Origin of the sequence: Dryocola clanedunensis subsp. sulfonylureivorans, assembly GCF_016756775.1 — a bacterium.
In the GTDB taxonomy this organism is placed as follows: Bacteria; Pseudomonadota; Gammaproteobacteria; order Enterobacterales; family Enterobacteriaceae; genus Dryocola; species Dryocola clanedunensis.
Genome location: NZ_JAERMU010000030.1, coordinates 1 through 13,118, shown reverse-complemented (window position 1 = coordinate 13,118; position 13,118 = coordinate 1). Strand labels below are relative to the sequence as shown.

The window sequence follows — 13,118 nt, the reverse complement described above, 5'->3', positions numbered from 1 at the left end:
TGCTTTACTGCATACCTATTTCATCATATTTTGTGCCAGCGCACAGATTCTCTTAAAATACTGATCATCACACTCTCCTGCACGCGCCTGCAGCATCATATTGACGCTATAGTTATTAATGATCTGTCCGGATTTTCTCACCATAATCACCGTCGAGTGGATCACGCGACAGATATCATTGAATAACTCCTGATTCTTATTCTCTGCATTCATGTCGATTCCTTACTTTGATTCCTGATAGAAAATTATCATAAAGCCGAAAAGATGATATGCATAAAAAACTAATTTAGCAATTTACTAAAATTTGAAATTTTAGATTTTTACAGAAATTTAATTCAATTTAAAAAATAATATATTCATCGTGAACATTATCGGTACGCAGGTTCTGCGCCCTCTAAAACCTTAAATTACGATTTCAATTTTAACAACTGGCGTATTCACAGTAAAAAAATTACAGTAGTCCTGCTTTACCTAAAACAAAAAAGACTCCGAATTATTTAGCCGCCCCTGTGAGCGGCTTTTTTTATGCCGAAACCTGCTCAACCGATTATCTGAACTCATCTATCATGGAGAACTCACATCGACAAAAGACAGACAAGAAGTGCCAGTGCGCAAAACCGCAGAGACTGAATGCCCGGGCTGATGCTTTCTGTATAGCAATCAGTTAAGCGGAAAAATGTCATTGTGATAAATTGGGTAAAACGAGAAGGAGCATCAAATGAGATATTTTGCTTTGGTTGGTTTCGTCTTACTCCTGACGTCCTGTGCCAGCGATGTCGGCGTCGGTGCCGCAGGCGGTAACAGCGGTATGGCTATTGGGATTGGTTCAGGAATATCTTTTTAGTTCTCTGTATGGGCCGCTCCTGGCCCAGGAACCTGCTGGCAGTCCGGGTTGCTTAATTCAAAATTCAGACAGAAGAGACAATATTAGCCCTGTACAAATATTGATCGCCACCAGAACTCAGGAGATACTGGCAAGGCCCAGCGTCGGGCTTTAAAGGAGAAATATCTATGAGTAGCTTTGACCTAAAGAAAAGCACTAAGCAGGGAGTGGCTGAGTCATATTACTTCGTTCTTAAAGCAGGTAACGGGCAGATTATTGCGCAGAGCGAAATGTACGCCACAAAACAGAGCGCCCTCAAAGGCATTGAATCTGTGAAAGAGAACGCCCCTGTTGCCCAAATTAATGACCTGACCTAAGTCGTCACTGAGCACCCAAAGGGGCGTTACTGGCCCCTTTCATCAACCACTTCACTTTGTCCCCCTTTCACCGCCAGCCTTCATTGACTAATCATTTTTCGAGGTTTCCGTTTGGATTACGTTTCTCAAGTGCATGATATCTTCGTATTGCTGCAGCAAGCCGCTGGCGAAAATGACGGAGCGCAAAGCTCAACTGACAGATTCGCCACCCCATTAAAAATTGGTTATTATCCGCACCCACTCTTTGCCCAGGCTACCTGATGTCTACTATTCTCGATACTTTTATCGCCCCACCATGCCATGACCAGATAGAGGTCCTCTTTCAGGACGAACATCTGGTGCTTATCAATAAGCCTTCAGGTCTGCTTAGTCTTTCGGGAAAAAATCCGCAAAATATCGATTCGGTGCATTACCGGCTAATCCAAATCTTCCCGGACTGCACCCTGGTGCACCGCCTTGATTTCGGGACTTCCGGCCTGATGGTCATTGCCCGCAACAAGAGCATCAATGCTGCTCTTTGCCAGCAATTCAGCCTGCGTACGGTGAGCAAAGTCTACGACGCAGTACTTTGCGGACACCTGCACGATGACGAAGGGGTGATCGATGCACCTATTGCCAAAGACCCGGCCCTGTTCCCGCTGATGTCGATTTGTGCCGTCCACGGCAAGCCGGCGCGCTCAAGATTTCGGGTCGTCGAGCGATTCTATCGCGAAGAGGAAAATGGTTCGGTGCTGGCGTTGACGCGGGTCCAGCTGACTCCGGAAACCGGACGCACCCATCAGCTGCGCATTCACTGCCAGCAGCTGGGCCACCCTATTTTAGGGTGCGATCTGTATGGAGGCCGCCTGCTGCCTGGCACGGAAAAAACGCCGAGACTGATGCTGCACGCCAGCGGATTGCATTTTATTCATCCCATCAGCGAAACGCTGGTAGAAGCCCACAGTGCTTGTCCGTTCTGATTATTTGCACAGCCGTAGTAAGCCTACAGAAATAGTATTATTGCAGTGAAACCAACTCGCCATCTAAATAAAGCCTGTCGTTTTTTTCATGCATCACTAACGTATCAAGATAGCCCGGATCTGTTTGCCATTTATTCATATCTTTAGCGATAAATGACAGGCAATGATTATGTGTAAACAAAACGGTCGTTTTATTCTCCGCAGCCAGTTTTTTAATGGTTCCGTAGATGCTTTTATCACACTTCCCCAGGCCCGTGCTGATCACCGGCCCTCTACCTGAAAACGCGGTTGCTGACTGAACGGTACGCACAGTATTGGAAGAGTAGAGGCTGAAACTTGCGAATTTTTTGCTGAATTTAGCACCGTACTGACTGGCTTGCTTAGCGCCGGCACGAGTGATGCCCGCAGCCTCGGACAAACATTTATTTTCTGAACGATCGCATCGTTCGCCGTGCCTGATCAGAAAAATCACCGGGTACTGCCTGTTGAGGGTTGCAGCAGCGTCCAGACTCAACCGAACTGGCTCAGTTGCAGAGCGCACGCCCAATGAAGTACATGAACCTGTTATGAAAATAATCAGGGCAGAATAAATTACCCTCGAAGTTTTTGATGAAAAAGTAAGCATCATATACGTCAGGCTTAAGCGTTATGGGAAAAGTGCTGCAATTATTCACCCGGAACCTTAAGGGAACATTATCCAGGAAAACAAAATGGAGGAAGGAACCGCCAGGGAGAACGGAAGGGAAATGCTGGCAAGTAGCGTTTTATAAAACTAAAAACCCCGCCGAAGCGAGGCTTTTGCTATGCGAAAGCAGCGGCGCTGCTACGTTATACCTTTCTCATTGACTGCCGGTAAGCCAGGGTAAGCAGAGAGTCGCTAAACGAATTTTTGTACTGCACTTCCTGCTTCATAAAATCAAAGGAAATCAAAAGCAAACCGATGATGAATGGCGTTTCAAACAGCTCTTCCGTTAAATCCTGGTAATGGCGGTCGTGAAGAAAGAGCGGCGAAAGCAGACGATGGTGCTCGACGGTATCGGCCAGTAAAAATGTGACGACCACCAGCAGGCAGGTCCATAAGGGGATACTTAAATTCTTCATCCGAAACGCTATCTCTTTGCGCAGCTGTGCTGAAAGCAGGAAAGAGAGGACGAGGCCTGCAACGAGGATCACAGAGATACTTCTGAAGACGATTTTTGGCAGTTCCGGGAGGTAATCACGTCCCCAGCTGGTACTTCTTCCCAACAGCACTACCCACCACAGTGCGGACCACAGCCAAAACTTCCGTGAGCCTTCCGGCAGCCGCATTGGCTTCATATAAGCAAAAGTGAGCACGGCACCCAGCAAGAGCAAAATGGCCTGTGAGTTCTCAATCCAGGTGACGGTGTGCCCGTGTAGCAAAGGCAGATGCATGTCGGCAGCAAAAGGGATCAGACAGGAGAGAAAAGCCAACAATGCAGTAGCGGGAGTAAGCATGTTATTAATTTTCATAACGGGAGATGCCTGTAGAAGTGGACCCGCCGAGTATGAGGTAAACCTTAAGAAAACATTAAGCCATATGTGTCATTAACTGAAATTTCATTCTTAATGGCATTATCTGCATAACTTTCGCTCTCCCTTTCGACGGCCGGACGGGGAAAGTTTTTAAATAAATCATCTCCTCATCTTTCGGCCCCTTGTATTAACATTCCTACACAGAACCTAACAGTAATATTCATCGCGGGTCTTAAAATCACTAGCGGAATCAATCACATCAATAAGGTAATACTATGTTCAGGAAATCTTTCATTCTGGCTGCCGTTTTGGCAGCGGTCACCACTTCCGCTTTCGCTGCCGATGCGGCACCCCAGCGCAATAATCCATGTGAAGGTAAAGCTGCCGGCGATAAAGTGACAGTGACCAATAAAGATGGCAAAGAAGCCACGATTACCTGCCTCGATATCCATAAGAAAGACAAGTAATATCAACGGCGAGGGTTCCAGCAACCTCCGCCGTGCTTTCATTATCAAAACATTCTGCAAATCAATGACACACAGAGACAAGTTTTGACATTTAAGCCATGTTAATATTAAGGGTTGCTCACTGAGTTAATCGTCAGAGTTTATTTTTCATGATGTTAAAACATAAGGTTGTACGTGGACTTATTTCGCTTGGTGTGATTACTTTCACTTCCACCTTTTTTGTCTATGAGCTGATGAACAGCTATCGTTCAATGAATGCCTACATGTCTTATATTGTAGAGAAAGCAGAATCCTCGCTGCTACAGGATAAATATCAAAATCAAAGTATAGGCTTTCTGACAAGGCGCTTTAACACGCCGGTTCAGCCCCTGACGTCCTATCAACAGCAGCAAATTTGTGCACAGTTAGAATATGACAATCAGGTTAAAGGCATCAATCTCATCCACCAGCACTCTTTGCTGTTATCCGGCACATTCCAGACGCTGGCCAGTGATTGCCGGGGCTGGCCGCAGGATATCCCCCAACTAACGGCCTTCGATAAAGCCAGCTTGCTTGATGACGCTGACAGCATTCATAAAGAAAACACGACCTCTAAGGATCGACGTATAACCTATTATGTCGACCTGCAGAATAAATATATTTATGCCTCCACCTTTATTAACACTGAATCATTTACGTTAAGTCCAAATGACTTTCTTAAATACGGCAGGCTAAATGTTGACACCACGGTGTTAAATGGTTTTATGTCCAGCAGCAAAGCGGTACCGAAAATCTACCATGACACTTTCCGTAATAAAAATGTGATGAGCATAATGTCTCCTGTTTATGTTGCAGGAAAATTAAAAGGCATCGTAGTCTCTGACTATAGCCTGAGCAATTTACAGGATATTTTTTATCCTTACGACCGCCCTTTAGTCTCCCGAAATCTGGACATCACGATTAAAGACCCCCATAGTCTGCGGGAAATAAATGTCTTAAGCAGTAAGAAATCCATATTTAATTATGTGACTCACAAACACGAGTTTTCACACGGTTTGCAGGTTCGCCTTTCCCTGGATGTGCTCTATTTCCTGCTCTCCTCCTGGAAAATCATTCTGTTCTATTTTCTGTTTACCGCTGCTCTGCTGCAGCTGGTTCGCCTGCACTTTCGTCACTATCATAACGTCAGCCGGGATAATATCAGCGACACCATGACCGGCCTTTATAACCGGAAGATTTTAACGGATGCCCTTGAGTCCCGGCTCCAGCGCGCTGTGGCTGCCAATACGCCCGTGACCTTTATTGCCATGGACTGCGACAAGCTAAAATATATCAATGATACCTGGGGGCATGAAGAAGGGGATCGGGCGATTATTACTCTGGCGCACGGCATCAATAACTCCATCAGAGGAAGCGATTATCCTGTCCGGCTTGGCGGCGATGAGTTTATGCTGATTTTGCTGAATTTCCCCCTCGCGGACACGCCGAAGCTCATTCAACGCATCGAGCAAAATATAAAAGCACTCGACGGCAGCGGGCGGATTCACTTCTCATGGGGTTCTACCGCCATGAAACCTACGGATACGCTACAGGATATGTATAAAGCAGCAGACCTCGAACTCTATATTAACAAAAAGAAGAAAAGCAGCGAGCGGCCGGTATAACCCTCATCGGCGTGGCCACCACGCTGATGAGGGTGGCTGCATTAAATTTATTTGGGCACCCTAAGCACCTGACCTGGATAAATTTTATCCGGGCTTTTCAACATAGGTTTATTGGCTTCGAATATTTTGTTGTACTGATTCGCATCGCCATAAACCTGCTTAGATATGGCACTCAGGGTGTCGCCAGACTTCACCGTATAATACTGACTTTCCGTAGCAGCATCTTTTACCGTCACATTATCTTCCACACCTGCAATCCCTTCCACGTTACCAACAGCAATCAGAATTTTTTCTTTCGCTTCCTGACTTAAACCTTCGCCGGTAACGACGGCCTTACCATCTTCCACCTTAACATCAACCTTGTCGGCATCCTGCAAACCGGTCTTCTTAAGGTGCTCTTTAAGAAGTTCGTTTTGATCCGCGGCATGCGCCGTCCCGGTGACCGCCTGGAGTATCTTTTCACCCGCTTCTTTAACGAAACTGATTAAACCCATATATCCTCCTGCTCATGATGAGATTCACCCTCAGTTTAGCAGAGGACTGGGCCGGGCGAAGGCTGACGGGCAGAACGGTGCTACCAGCGGTAATGGTCAAGCATCAACACCGATGTCACAAGAGCCGTCATTATCCCCAAAAAAGACCCGAGAATAACAAGCACATCGTAAAACAGCGGATCGTTCATTTCACTCTCCCACCTTCCGGCGATTGTTTACCGACTCCAGCAATAGCAGTCCAGTATTGCAAAATGATGATCCCTGCTTATTTCACTGCCCGTCTATTCGGACAGCTGCACAGAATTTGGCTTATTCGTTAAAAAGCGAAGCGAATTTTTAACGCGACGGGTAAAGTGATATTCAACAATAAAAAATTCCCTTCTCTTTGTTTTGCAAGGAAACGCTATGATCTTCGATTCAACGTTGCTGATTTTACTTGCCCTCGCCGGTCTGGGATTTGTGAGCCATAACACCACCGTTGCAGTATCCATACTGGTATTGATCATCGTACGCGTCACGCCGCTGAGCCAGTTCTTTCCGTGGATTGAGAAACAGGGCCTGACGGTGGGCATTATCATCCTCACCATCGGTGTTATGGCCCCTATTGCCAGCGGTACCCTCCCCGCCAGCACGCTGCTGCACTCTTTCACCAACTGGAAATCGCTGGTTGCTATCGTGGTGGGCGTTCTGGTTTCATGGCTGGGTGGCCGTGGCGTGACGCTAATGAGCAGTCAGCCGGGGCTGGTGGCTGGCCTGCTTGTGGGTACCGTTCTGGGTGTCGCGCTGTTCCGTGGCGTGCCAGTGGGGCCATTAATTGCCGCAGGGATCATCTCTCTGGTTATCGGTAAGCAGTGACTCAGGCCGCTAGTGAGGCAAGATAGCGCCCGGGCGTTGTTCCCAGCGCATTCCTGAACATCGTGATAAATGCGTTGGTAGACTCATACCCCAGCGCCTGCCCCACCTTTTGCACCGTTGAGCCATCTATCAGCAGCTGCAGGGCGATAATCACCTGCAGCTGTTGTCGCCAGCGGCGGAAGTTAAGCCCCGTCTCCTTTACCACCAGCCTGGCAAGATTACGCTCACTCATCGCAAGGACCGAGGCCCACTGCGCCAGCGTTCTTCGCTCCTCCGGGTGCCGTGCAAGGTGCTCAGCAATCTGCTGGATTTTAGGATGGCGGGACATAGGTAAGCGCAGCTGTTCAACGGGCTGGTGCGGTAGTTCGTCGAACAGCACCTGCACAAGACGCTCCCGCGCGGGGCTGGCGTCTTCATGGGACTGCTGTGCAAGGCGCAGAATCAGCTCTCTGACCAAAGGAGATATTTTCAGGGTGCAGCACTGCTCAGGCATGGCTATCGCACCAGGCTCAATAAACAGAAAACAGATGCTGGCATTTGCCGTGGCGCGGTTGCTGTGGGGCATAGCCCCCGGGATCCATACCGCATACTGTGTCGGTACCATCCACATCGCCTGCTCCACCTCGCAGGTGATCCCCCCGTGCAGGGCAAGTATCAACTGACCTTTGCGATGCTGATGAAAAGGAATCTCTTTCACGCTCTCCGCCACGCGGATACGGAACGCCTGCGCCATCAGGGTATTGCTGTCCGGGTCAAATCCTTCTAAAGCTAAACCGCGCTCCATTATTCTGTCCGAATTTAGGGATAAACTGGCATTTTACGTTGATTTAAACCATCCCGGAAGCGTGTATCTTCATGGCTCGATTTTAAGGGATAAGAAAAATGACGACTTCCTCTTCAGCGGGTATGAAAAAGCATGGTCTTTTACTGCTCGGTATTCTGATGATTGCCACCACGCTGCGCGTGACGTTCACCGGTGCCGCTCCGCTACTCGATATGGTCCGCGACTCGTTCGGGTTAACAACGGCCCAGACCGGCATCCTGACGACGCTGCCCCTGCTGGCCTTTGCCATCGTCTCTCCGCTTGCGGCAGGTATTGCAAGACGTATTGGCACCGAGCGCAGCTTGTTTGCCGCGATGCTGTTTATCTGCGCCGGGATTGCCGCTCGCTCTGTCGGAAGCGCTACGCTGCTCTATGTGGGCACCGCGATGATCGGCTGCGGTATCGCGATGGGTAACGTGCTGCTGCCAAGCCTGATTAAGCGGGATTTCCCGGGTCAGGTTGCTCGTCTTACGGGAGCCTACTCGCTGACGATGGGGGTGGCTGCCGCCCTGGGTTCCGTTATGGTCGTCCCCGTCGCGCTGCACGGCTATGGCTGGCAGGGGGCGATGCTTTCGCTGATGATCTTCCCCATTATTGCCGCCCTGCTGTGGCTCTCACAGCTGAAAAATCATGCGCCGGCCAACCTCAGCGCGAATGCAGCGCTGCACAACCGCGGCATCTGGTCATCCCCCCTGGCCTGGCAGGTGACGATGTATCTGGGCATTAACTCGTTTATTTACTATGTGATTATCGGCTGGCTGCCGTCGATTCTGATAAGCCACGGCTACAGTGAAGCGCAGGCAGGCTCTCTGCACGGGCTGCTGCAGCTGGCCACCGCTATCCCTGGCTTATTTGTTGGCATGATCCTAAGCCGTCTGAAAGATCAGCGTGGGATCGCCGTACTGATGGCGGCACTATGGTGCCTGAGCGCGCTAGGTTTATGGCTGCTGCCGGACTACGCGAGCCTGTGGGTCTGCGTGGGAGGATTTGGTTCGGGTGCTGCGATGATCCTTGGCCTGTCATTTATCGGCCTGCGTACCGGCTCCGCACACCAGGCCGCAGCCCTTTCCGGCATGGCGCAATGCGTGGGGTATCTTCTCGCGGCGTTCGGCCCGCCGCTGATGGGCAAAATTCATGATATCTCCGACAGCTGGAGCCTGCCGCTTATGGGTTGCGCCCTGCTCTCTGTGGTGATGGGGATCTTTGGTGCCTGGGCCGGTCGCAACGTGGAAATTAACGCCGCCCCGGCCCGTTCAGGCCAATAATTTATTCCCTGGCTGCACGGAGCATCGCTTCTACCAGCGGCGCTGGCCGACCCTTTAACGCGTTCCGTTCATGCTGGAATAGCGTGCCAACAAAGAAAGGATGATCGGTCAGCTCAACCGCGCGGATAGCCCCCTGGTTATCCCAGCCCGTGGCTGCCAGCGGCTGCTGTCCAGGCGCCTCAGCGAACTGCTCTGAGATACCGTAGCTACAGCGGTATCCTTCTTCAATTTCTTCTCTGCCATAGGCAGCCGCAATCTTTGAACCGGGCGCCAGGTTAATGACGTCGGACTTCTCCACCAGCGAACAAACCAGCGGCACAATAACCAGCCGCCCCTCGCTTTCCGTCTCCGCATGGCCAGCATCTTTCCAGCCCATCACGTTACGGGCATATTCAACGATGGAATACTGGAAGCCGCCGCAGGTGCCCAGGAAAGGAATGCCATTCTCCCGGGCGTAGCGAATAGCGATAAACGCCCCTTCATCGTGCTGATACGGGCTTGCGGGCACGCACCAGATGGCGTCATAGCCCACTAAATCTTCCGGGCTGTTAACTTCAGGCGTGGGTAACCAGTCATAGTCCGCCCTCACGCCAATTTCCAGTGCCGCGTTATCTAACGCCTGCGGAATGGCCTGATGGGCAATCACCGCCGGATTAAAGTCACCGACAAGAGCGATACGGAGCGAGGGTTTAAACATCGAGGCAGGCATTTTATTTGATGATCCTTATGACAGTAGCAGCGCACAACATAAGGAATCATAAGATAGCCCCATCCCCTTTACCTGACAACACTAAAAATTAGCAGGCTAGCCGCCATGCACTATCCGTAGTAACGTAGTGACCCCATCCCCGACATGCCTCATGCCATGAAAGCAAAAATTCTGATAAGCGCCTGCTTAATGGGTTTTAAAGTTCGTTATAACGGTTCTGAAAAGAGCCCAATGACCGAACAGCTCAGGCGCTGGCGGAGTGAAGATCGCCTGGTGATTCACTGCCCGGAGCTGGCCGCCGGACTTGCAACGCCTCGTCTACCGGCCGAGCTTTCGGGAGGCGATGGCGCTGCCGCGCTTTCCGGACTGGCATGTATTCTGGAGAGCGACGGAAGCGACGTTACGCAGGCTTATCTACTTGCTGCCTGGCTTGCGCTAAAAACGGCGCAGGAAGCAGGCTGTCAGTTTGCCCTGTTGACCGACGGCAGCCCAACCTGCGGCAGTCAAAAAATCTATGACGGGCAGTTTAAAGGCGTCACTCAGGCAGGCCAGGGCGTAGCCGCAGCGCTACTTCGTCAGCATGGCATCGAAGTTTTTGCCGAGCATCAGTCCGCGGCCTTAGCGCAGCGAATTGCGCAGTTTGAAAGGAATCAGGATGATTTACTGTAAGCGAGTCTATCAAGAAGCAACCCCAGGCGACGGCTATCGGGTATTGGTCGACAGGCTTTGGCCACGAGGAGTAAAGAAATCCGATTTACAGTGCGATGAATGGGCGAAAGCACTGGCGCCTTCTGCTGAGCTACGCAAGGCGTTTCATAGTGATGTCATTGATTTCACTGAATTCAGCCGACGCTATGTCGCGGAGCTAACATCGCAGGGAGATGCGCCCAAAGGGCTTGCCGACAGAGCAAAAAACCAGACTGTCACCCTGCTCTACGGCGCAAAAAATACCGAACAAAACCATGCGCTGGTGCTGGCAGATTTTTTGCGGCGGCTGAACAGTTAGACAACGACCTGCTTTTCGTCAGTCAGAGAAACCGAAGGGTTATCCAGCGGCATCAGATATTCACTGCGCACAAAAGCGTAGCCTTCCCGACCGTCAAACGCCACCACATCCCCTGTCACCAGCCACAGCGGATAGTTAGCTTCCAGCGGCAGCTGCGTCACCACGCCGGTAACGGGATTCACAAAACGTTCACCCGGCTGGCACAGGCCAAATAGCTCAACCGCTTTGCCGATATTGATACGGCCCCGGTCAGTACGGGATCCAATAATTAACGCCTGCGCGCCAGGCTTCAACTGATACATTACCTTTCTCTTGTTCCGTTCACTTGAGGTAAAGATCAGAACATTCTTAAGCGAAAAAGTAAACAGCAGCAGGTTTTATATGTGTCGGATGGCGCTTCGCTTATCCGACCTGCAAACAGGAGCGGCAGGAATGTAAAAACCCGCCGAAGCGGGTTTAATTAATGCTACTTTCGGGTCTGTACCCAGAAGCCATGTATCAGGCCAGGAATGTAACCCAGCAGGGTCAAAAGGATGTTGAGAATAAATGCCCAACCAAACCCCTGTCCTAGCAACACGCCAAGGGGCGGGAGCAAAATTGTAATAACGACACGCCAAAATCCCATAAACTCTCCTGTTTGCTACAGTCCAACTGCTTGTAAATAAACTCAAATATCTACGTAAGGATAGCCTGAATGGAAAAATATATAAAATAAAACAGGCCATTTTTTACCCTTCTTTTAAAAACAAAAAAACCCGCCGAAGCGGGTTTTAAAATTCTTTGAAAACTGTGAGTCGGTTAAGACTTACAGAGCAACAACGTTCGCTGCTGCCGGGCCTTTAGCGCCGTTTTCGATAGTGAATTCAACTTTTTGACCTTCGTCCAGAGTTTTGAAATCGTTGCTCTGGATAGCAGAGAAGTGTACGAACACATCTTTGCTGCCGTCGTCAGGAGTGATAAAGCCGAAGCCTTTCTCAGCGTTGAACCATTTTACTAAACCAGTCATTTTATTAGACATTGAGACTTCCTCGATAATTTTGGCCACTCTGTGTGGCGAACGTGGTCTGTATTCCAGATCGTTTCTTATTCAGGCGCTTAGGAGGAGACTCACGAAGAAGGGTATCTATGGTGAACTGCTTTACTAAAACTGCTTTCATAAGGTCTGTCTTGCAAACCGATGACGCATTTACGCATGCCCCCCGTTACTAAGCAAGAATTATTTTCATTTGCGGCTTCGCTATCTCTTTGTTGCCGCTTCGATTCCTTCCCCCGCAGGCCTAGTGCCAGTAGGCGTGCTTCATTTTCTGTCTGGCGTGATAAATTTTCGCAGATGTGCCGCAGGCTGCCTTAATTTCGCTTGCCCTTCTGGCGCAGATTGATTACTGTATATAAATACAGCTTTATTAAGGGTTTTTTGATGTTCGTTGAACTGGTATATGACAAACGCAACGTGGCAGGCCTGCCTGGTGCAAACGAGAAGATCCTCGCTGAGCTGACCCGTAGAATGGCGGGCCTTTTCCCGGATGCGCTGGTAAAAGTTAAACCTATGCAGACTAACGCCGTGCACAGCGACTGCACCAAAACCGAAAAAGAGCGTATCAATCGCCTGATTGAAGAGATGTTTGACGAAGCAGACTTCTGGCTCGTCCCCGACGAGTAAACGTTATTATCACGGCGATCCCCTCTCCTCTTTCATCCTGAGACTGAACCCCCATGAGAAAAACAACAATAGTGCTGATCGTTGTCGCCATCGTTGTCTGGTTCGCCAGCCAGCAGGGCTGGATTTAAACGATGACAGACAGGCCAGGCCCACCCCAGAGCACGCCGATAAAACCCAAAACCAAAGGTAGCACTGCGCCAGCAAAAGCGGCTCTCCCGGCCGCAGGCCGGGAATGAAAAGCGGACCGTTTCGCTGCCAGGAGTAGTAGATAACGATGATGCAGAAACTCAGGAAAGAGAGCGCCCCCCCAGCTGGTTACTGCACAGCACGGGTATCATCGTCATCCAGCTCTATTCAAAATCCGTGACGCACTGATGCAACAAGCCGACGGGTAGATTTAGACGAAAAAAAGCCACCCTAAGGTTAATGCTGGTCACTTAAGGTGACCAGCAGTTTTTTTGTCTGCGTATTTTCTGCTTTTTACCCTCAGTTCTCTGGGGTAACTTCGCTCTCTTCTCTCCGGTAAAACCAGCCATTTCGCCT

The 13,118-nt window shown here is 49.9% G+C and carries 20 protein-coding genes; 10 read left to right on the top strand and 10 right to left on the bottom strand.

All coding sequences use genetic code 11. The features are described from left to right. Window positions 1-15: 15 nt before the first annotated feature. Window positions 16-213: a DUF2767 family protein gene (locus HYQ67_RS21145; RefSeq protein ID WP_202307384.1), complete on the bottom strand. Its 198-nt coding sequence runs from the start codon at window positions 211-213 to the stop codon at window positions 16-18. A 505-nt stretch (window positions 214-718) separates the two neighbouring features. Between HYQ67_RS21145 and HYQ67_RS24220 the strand changes: the two genes are divergently transcribed. The 3 genes from HYQ67_RS24220 (at window position 719) to HYQ67_RS21135 (ending at window position 2,159) form a co-directional block, all read left to right on the top strand. Further along, window positions 719-844, top strand: coding sequence for a hypothetical protein (locus HYQ67_RS24220; RefSeq protein WP_271128662.1), 126 nt, complete (start codon window positions 719-721; stop codon window positions 842-844). 167 nt (window positions 845-1,011) lie between these two features. After that, a complete protein-coding gene (locus tag HYQ67_RS21140; RefSeq protein WP_202307382.1) occupies window positions 1,012-1,200 on the top strand; it encodes a YegP family protein in 189 nt (62 codons plus the stop codon). A gap of 260 nt (window positions 1,201-1,460) precedes the next feature. Continuing rightward, a complete protein-coding gene (locus HYQ67_RS21135; RefSeq protein WP_202307380.1) occupies window positions 1,461-2,159 on the top strand; it encodes an RluA family pseudouridine synthase in 699 nt (232 codons plus the stop codon). Between the two features lie 37 nt (window positions 2,160-2,196). Here HYQ67_RS21135 and HYQ67_RS21130 read toward each other — a convergent pair whose 3' ends face one another. Continuing rightward, window positions 2,197-2,787, bottom strand: a complete 591-nt coding sequence (locus tag HYQ67_RS21130) for a lipopolysaccharide core heptose(II)-phosphate phosphatase (RefSeq protein ID WP_202307378.1) — start codon at window positions 2,785-2,787, stop codon at window positions 2,197-2,199. 200 nt (window positions 2,788-2,987) lie between these two features. Continuing rightward, the gene (locus HYQ67_RS21125) at window positions 2,988-3,650 is read right to left on the bottom strand and encodes a hypothetical protein (protein ID WP_202307377.1); all 663 of its coding nucleotides are present in this window, start codon (window positions 3,648-3,650) and stop codon (window positions 2,988-2,990) included. A 278-nt stretch (window positions 3,651-3,928) separates the two neighbouring features. Between HYQ67_RS21125 and HYQ67_RS21120 the strand changes: the two genes are divergently transcribed. Together HYQ67_RS21120 and dgcJ are read left to right on the top strand one after the other, a co-directional pair. After that, the gene (locus tag HYQ67_RS21120) at window positions 3,929-4,120 is read left to right on the top strand and encodes a hypothetical protein (RefSeq protein ID WP_202307376.1); all 192 of its coding nucleotides are present in this window, start codon (window positions 3,929-3,931) and stop codon (window positions 4,118-4,120) included. Window positions 4,121-4,269: 149 nt separating this feature from the next. After that, complete coding sequence (gene dgcJ, locus HYQ67_RS21115; RefSeq protein WP_348519224.1) at window positions 4,270-5,763, top strand: diguanylate cyclase DgcJ; 1,494 nt, start codon at window positions 4,270-4,272, stop codon at window positions 5,761-5,763. A 47-nt stretch (window positions 5,764-5,810) separates the two neighbouring features. Here dgcJ and lysM read toward each other — a convergent pair whose 3' ends face one another. Together lysM and HYQ67_RS24510 are read right to left on the bottom strand one after the other, a co-directional pair. After that, window positions 5,811-6,257, bottom strand: a complete 447-nt coding sequence (gene lysM, locus HYQ67_RS21110; protein WP_202307365.1) for a peptidoglycan-binding protein LysM — start codon at window positions 6,255-6,257, stop codon at window positions 5,811-5,813. 80 nt (window positions 6,258-6,337) lie between these two features. Then, on the bottom strand, window positions 6,338-6,445 hold the full coding sequence (locus HYQ67_RS24510) for a small membrane protein YoaI (protein ID WP_489146064.1): 108 nt from the start codon (window positions 6,443-6,445) through the stop codon (window positions 6,338-6,340). 220 nt (window positions 6,446-6,665) lie between these two features. Between HYQ67_RS24510 and HYQ67_RS21105 the strand changes: the two genes are divergently transcribed. Next, the gene (locus HYQ67_RS21105; protein ID WP_202307440.1) at window positions 6,666-7,112 is read left to right on the top strand and encodes a DUF441 domain-containing protein; all 447 of its coding nucleotides are present in this window, start codon (window positions 6,666-6,668) and stop codon (window positions 7,110-7,112) included. A gap of 1 nt (window position 7,113) precedes the next feature. On the opposite strand, the gene HYQ67_RS21100 is transcribed toward HYQ67_RS21105, so the two are convergent. Beyond that, entirely contained in the window at window positions 7,114-7,896 is a 783-nt protein-coding gene (locus tag HYQ67_RS21100; protein WP_202307363.1) for an AraC family transcriptional regulator, read from the bottom strand. 98 nt (window positions 7,897-7,994) lie between these two features. Here HYQ67_RS21100 and HYQ67_RS21095 point away from each other — a divergent pair, with 98 nt between their 5' ends. Then, on the top strand, window positions 7,995-9,200 hold the full coding sequence (locus HYQ67_RS21095; RefSeq protein WP_202307361.1) for a CynX/NimT family MFS transporter: 1,206 nt from the start codon (window positions 7,995-7,997) through the stop codon (window positions 9,198-9,200). A 1-nt stretch (window position 9,201) separates the two neighbouring features. Here the strand turns inward: HYQ67_RS21095 and HYQ67_RS21090 are convergent, their stop codons facing one another. Beyond that, a complete protein-coding gene (locus tag HYQ67_RS21090) occupies window positions 9,202-9,909 on the bottom strand; it encodes a CTP synthase C-terminal region-related (seleno)protein (protein WP_202307359.1) in 708 nt (235 codons plus the stop codon). A 156-nt stretch (window positions 9,910-10,065) separates the two neighbouring features. Between HYQ67_RS21090 and HYQ67_RS21085 the strand changes: the two genes are divergently transcribed. Together HYQ67_RS21085 and HYQ67_RS21080 are read left to right on the top strand one after the other, a co-directional pair. Next, a complete protein-coding gene (locus tag HYQ67_RS21085; RefSeq protein WP_202307357.1) occupies window positions 10,066-10,578 on the top strand; it encodes a 2-thiouracil desulfurase family protein in 513 nt (170 codons plus the stop codon). After that, on the top strand, window positions 10,565-10,915 hold the full coding sequence (locus HYQ67_RS21080; RefSeq protein ID WP_202307355.1) for a DUF488 domain-containing protein: 351 nt from the start codon (window positions 10,565-10,567) through the stop codon (window positions 10,913-10,915). Before HYQ67_RS21085 ends, HYQ67_RS21080 begins: the two co-directional genes overlap by 14 nt. Here HYQ67_RS21080 and HYQ67_RS21075 read toward each other — a convergent pair. The 3 genes from HYQ67_RS21075 to cspG all read right to left on the bottom strand — a co-directional run bounded on the left by HYQ67_RS21075 (window position 10,912) and on the right by cspG (window position 11,933). After that, a complete protein-coding gene (locus HYQ67_RS21075; protein WP_202307353.1) occupies window positions 10,912-11,217 on the bottom strand; it encodes a hypothetical protein in 306 nt (101 codons plus the stop codon). The two genes, HYQ67_RS21080 and HYQ67_RS21075, sit on opposite strands and share 4 nt — an antisense overlap. A 164-nt stretch (window positions 11,218-11,381) precedes the next feature. Continuing rightward, a complete protein-coding gene (locus HYQ67_RS21070) occupies window positions 11,382-11,540 on the bottom strand; it encodes a YqaE/Pmp3 family membrane protein (RefSeq protein ID WP_202307351.1) in 159 nt (52 codons plus the stop codon). 180 nt (window positions 11,541-11,720) lie between these two features. Continuing rightward, on the bottom strand, window positions 11,721-11,933 hold the full coding sequence (cspG, locus tag HYQ67_RS21065; protein WP_202307349.1) for a cold shock protein CspG: 213 nt from the start codon (window positions 11,931-11,933) through the stop codon (window positions 11,721-11,723). A 399-nt stretch (window positions 11,934-12,332) separates the two neighbouring features. On the opposite strand from cspG, the gene HYQ67_RS21060 reads away from it, so the two are divergent. Continuing rightward, window positions 12,333-12,575 carry a DinI-like family protein gene (locus HYQ67_RS21060; protein WP_202307347.1) on the top strand — a complete coding sequence of 81 codons (243 nt, stop codon included), beginning with the start codon at window positions 12,333-12,335 and terminating at the stop codon, window positions 12,573-12,575. Window positions 12,576-13,118: the final 543 nt, after the last annotated feature.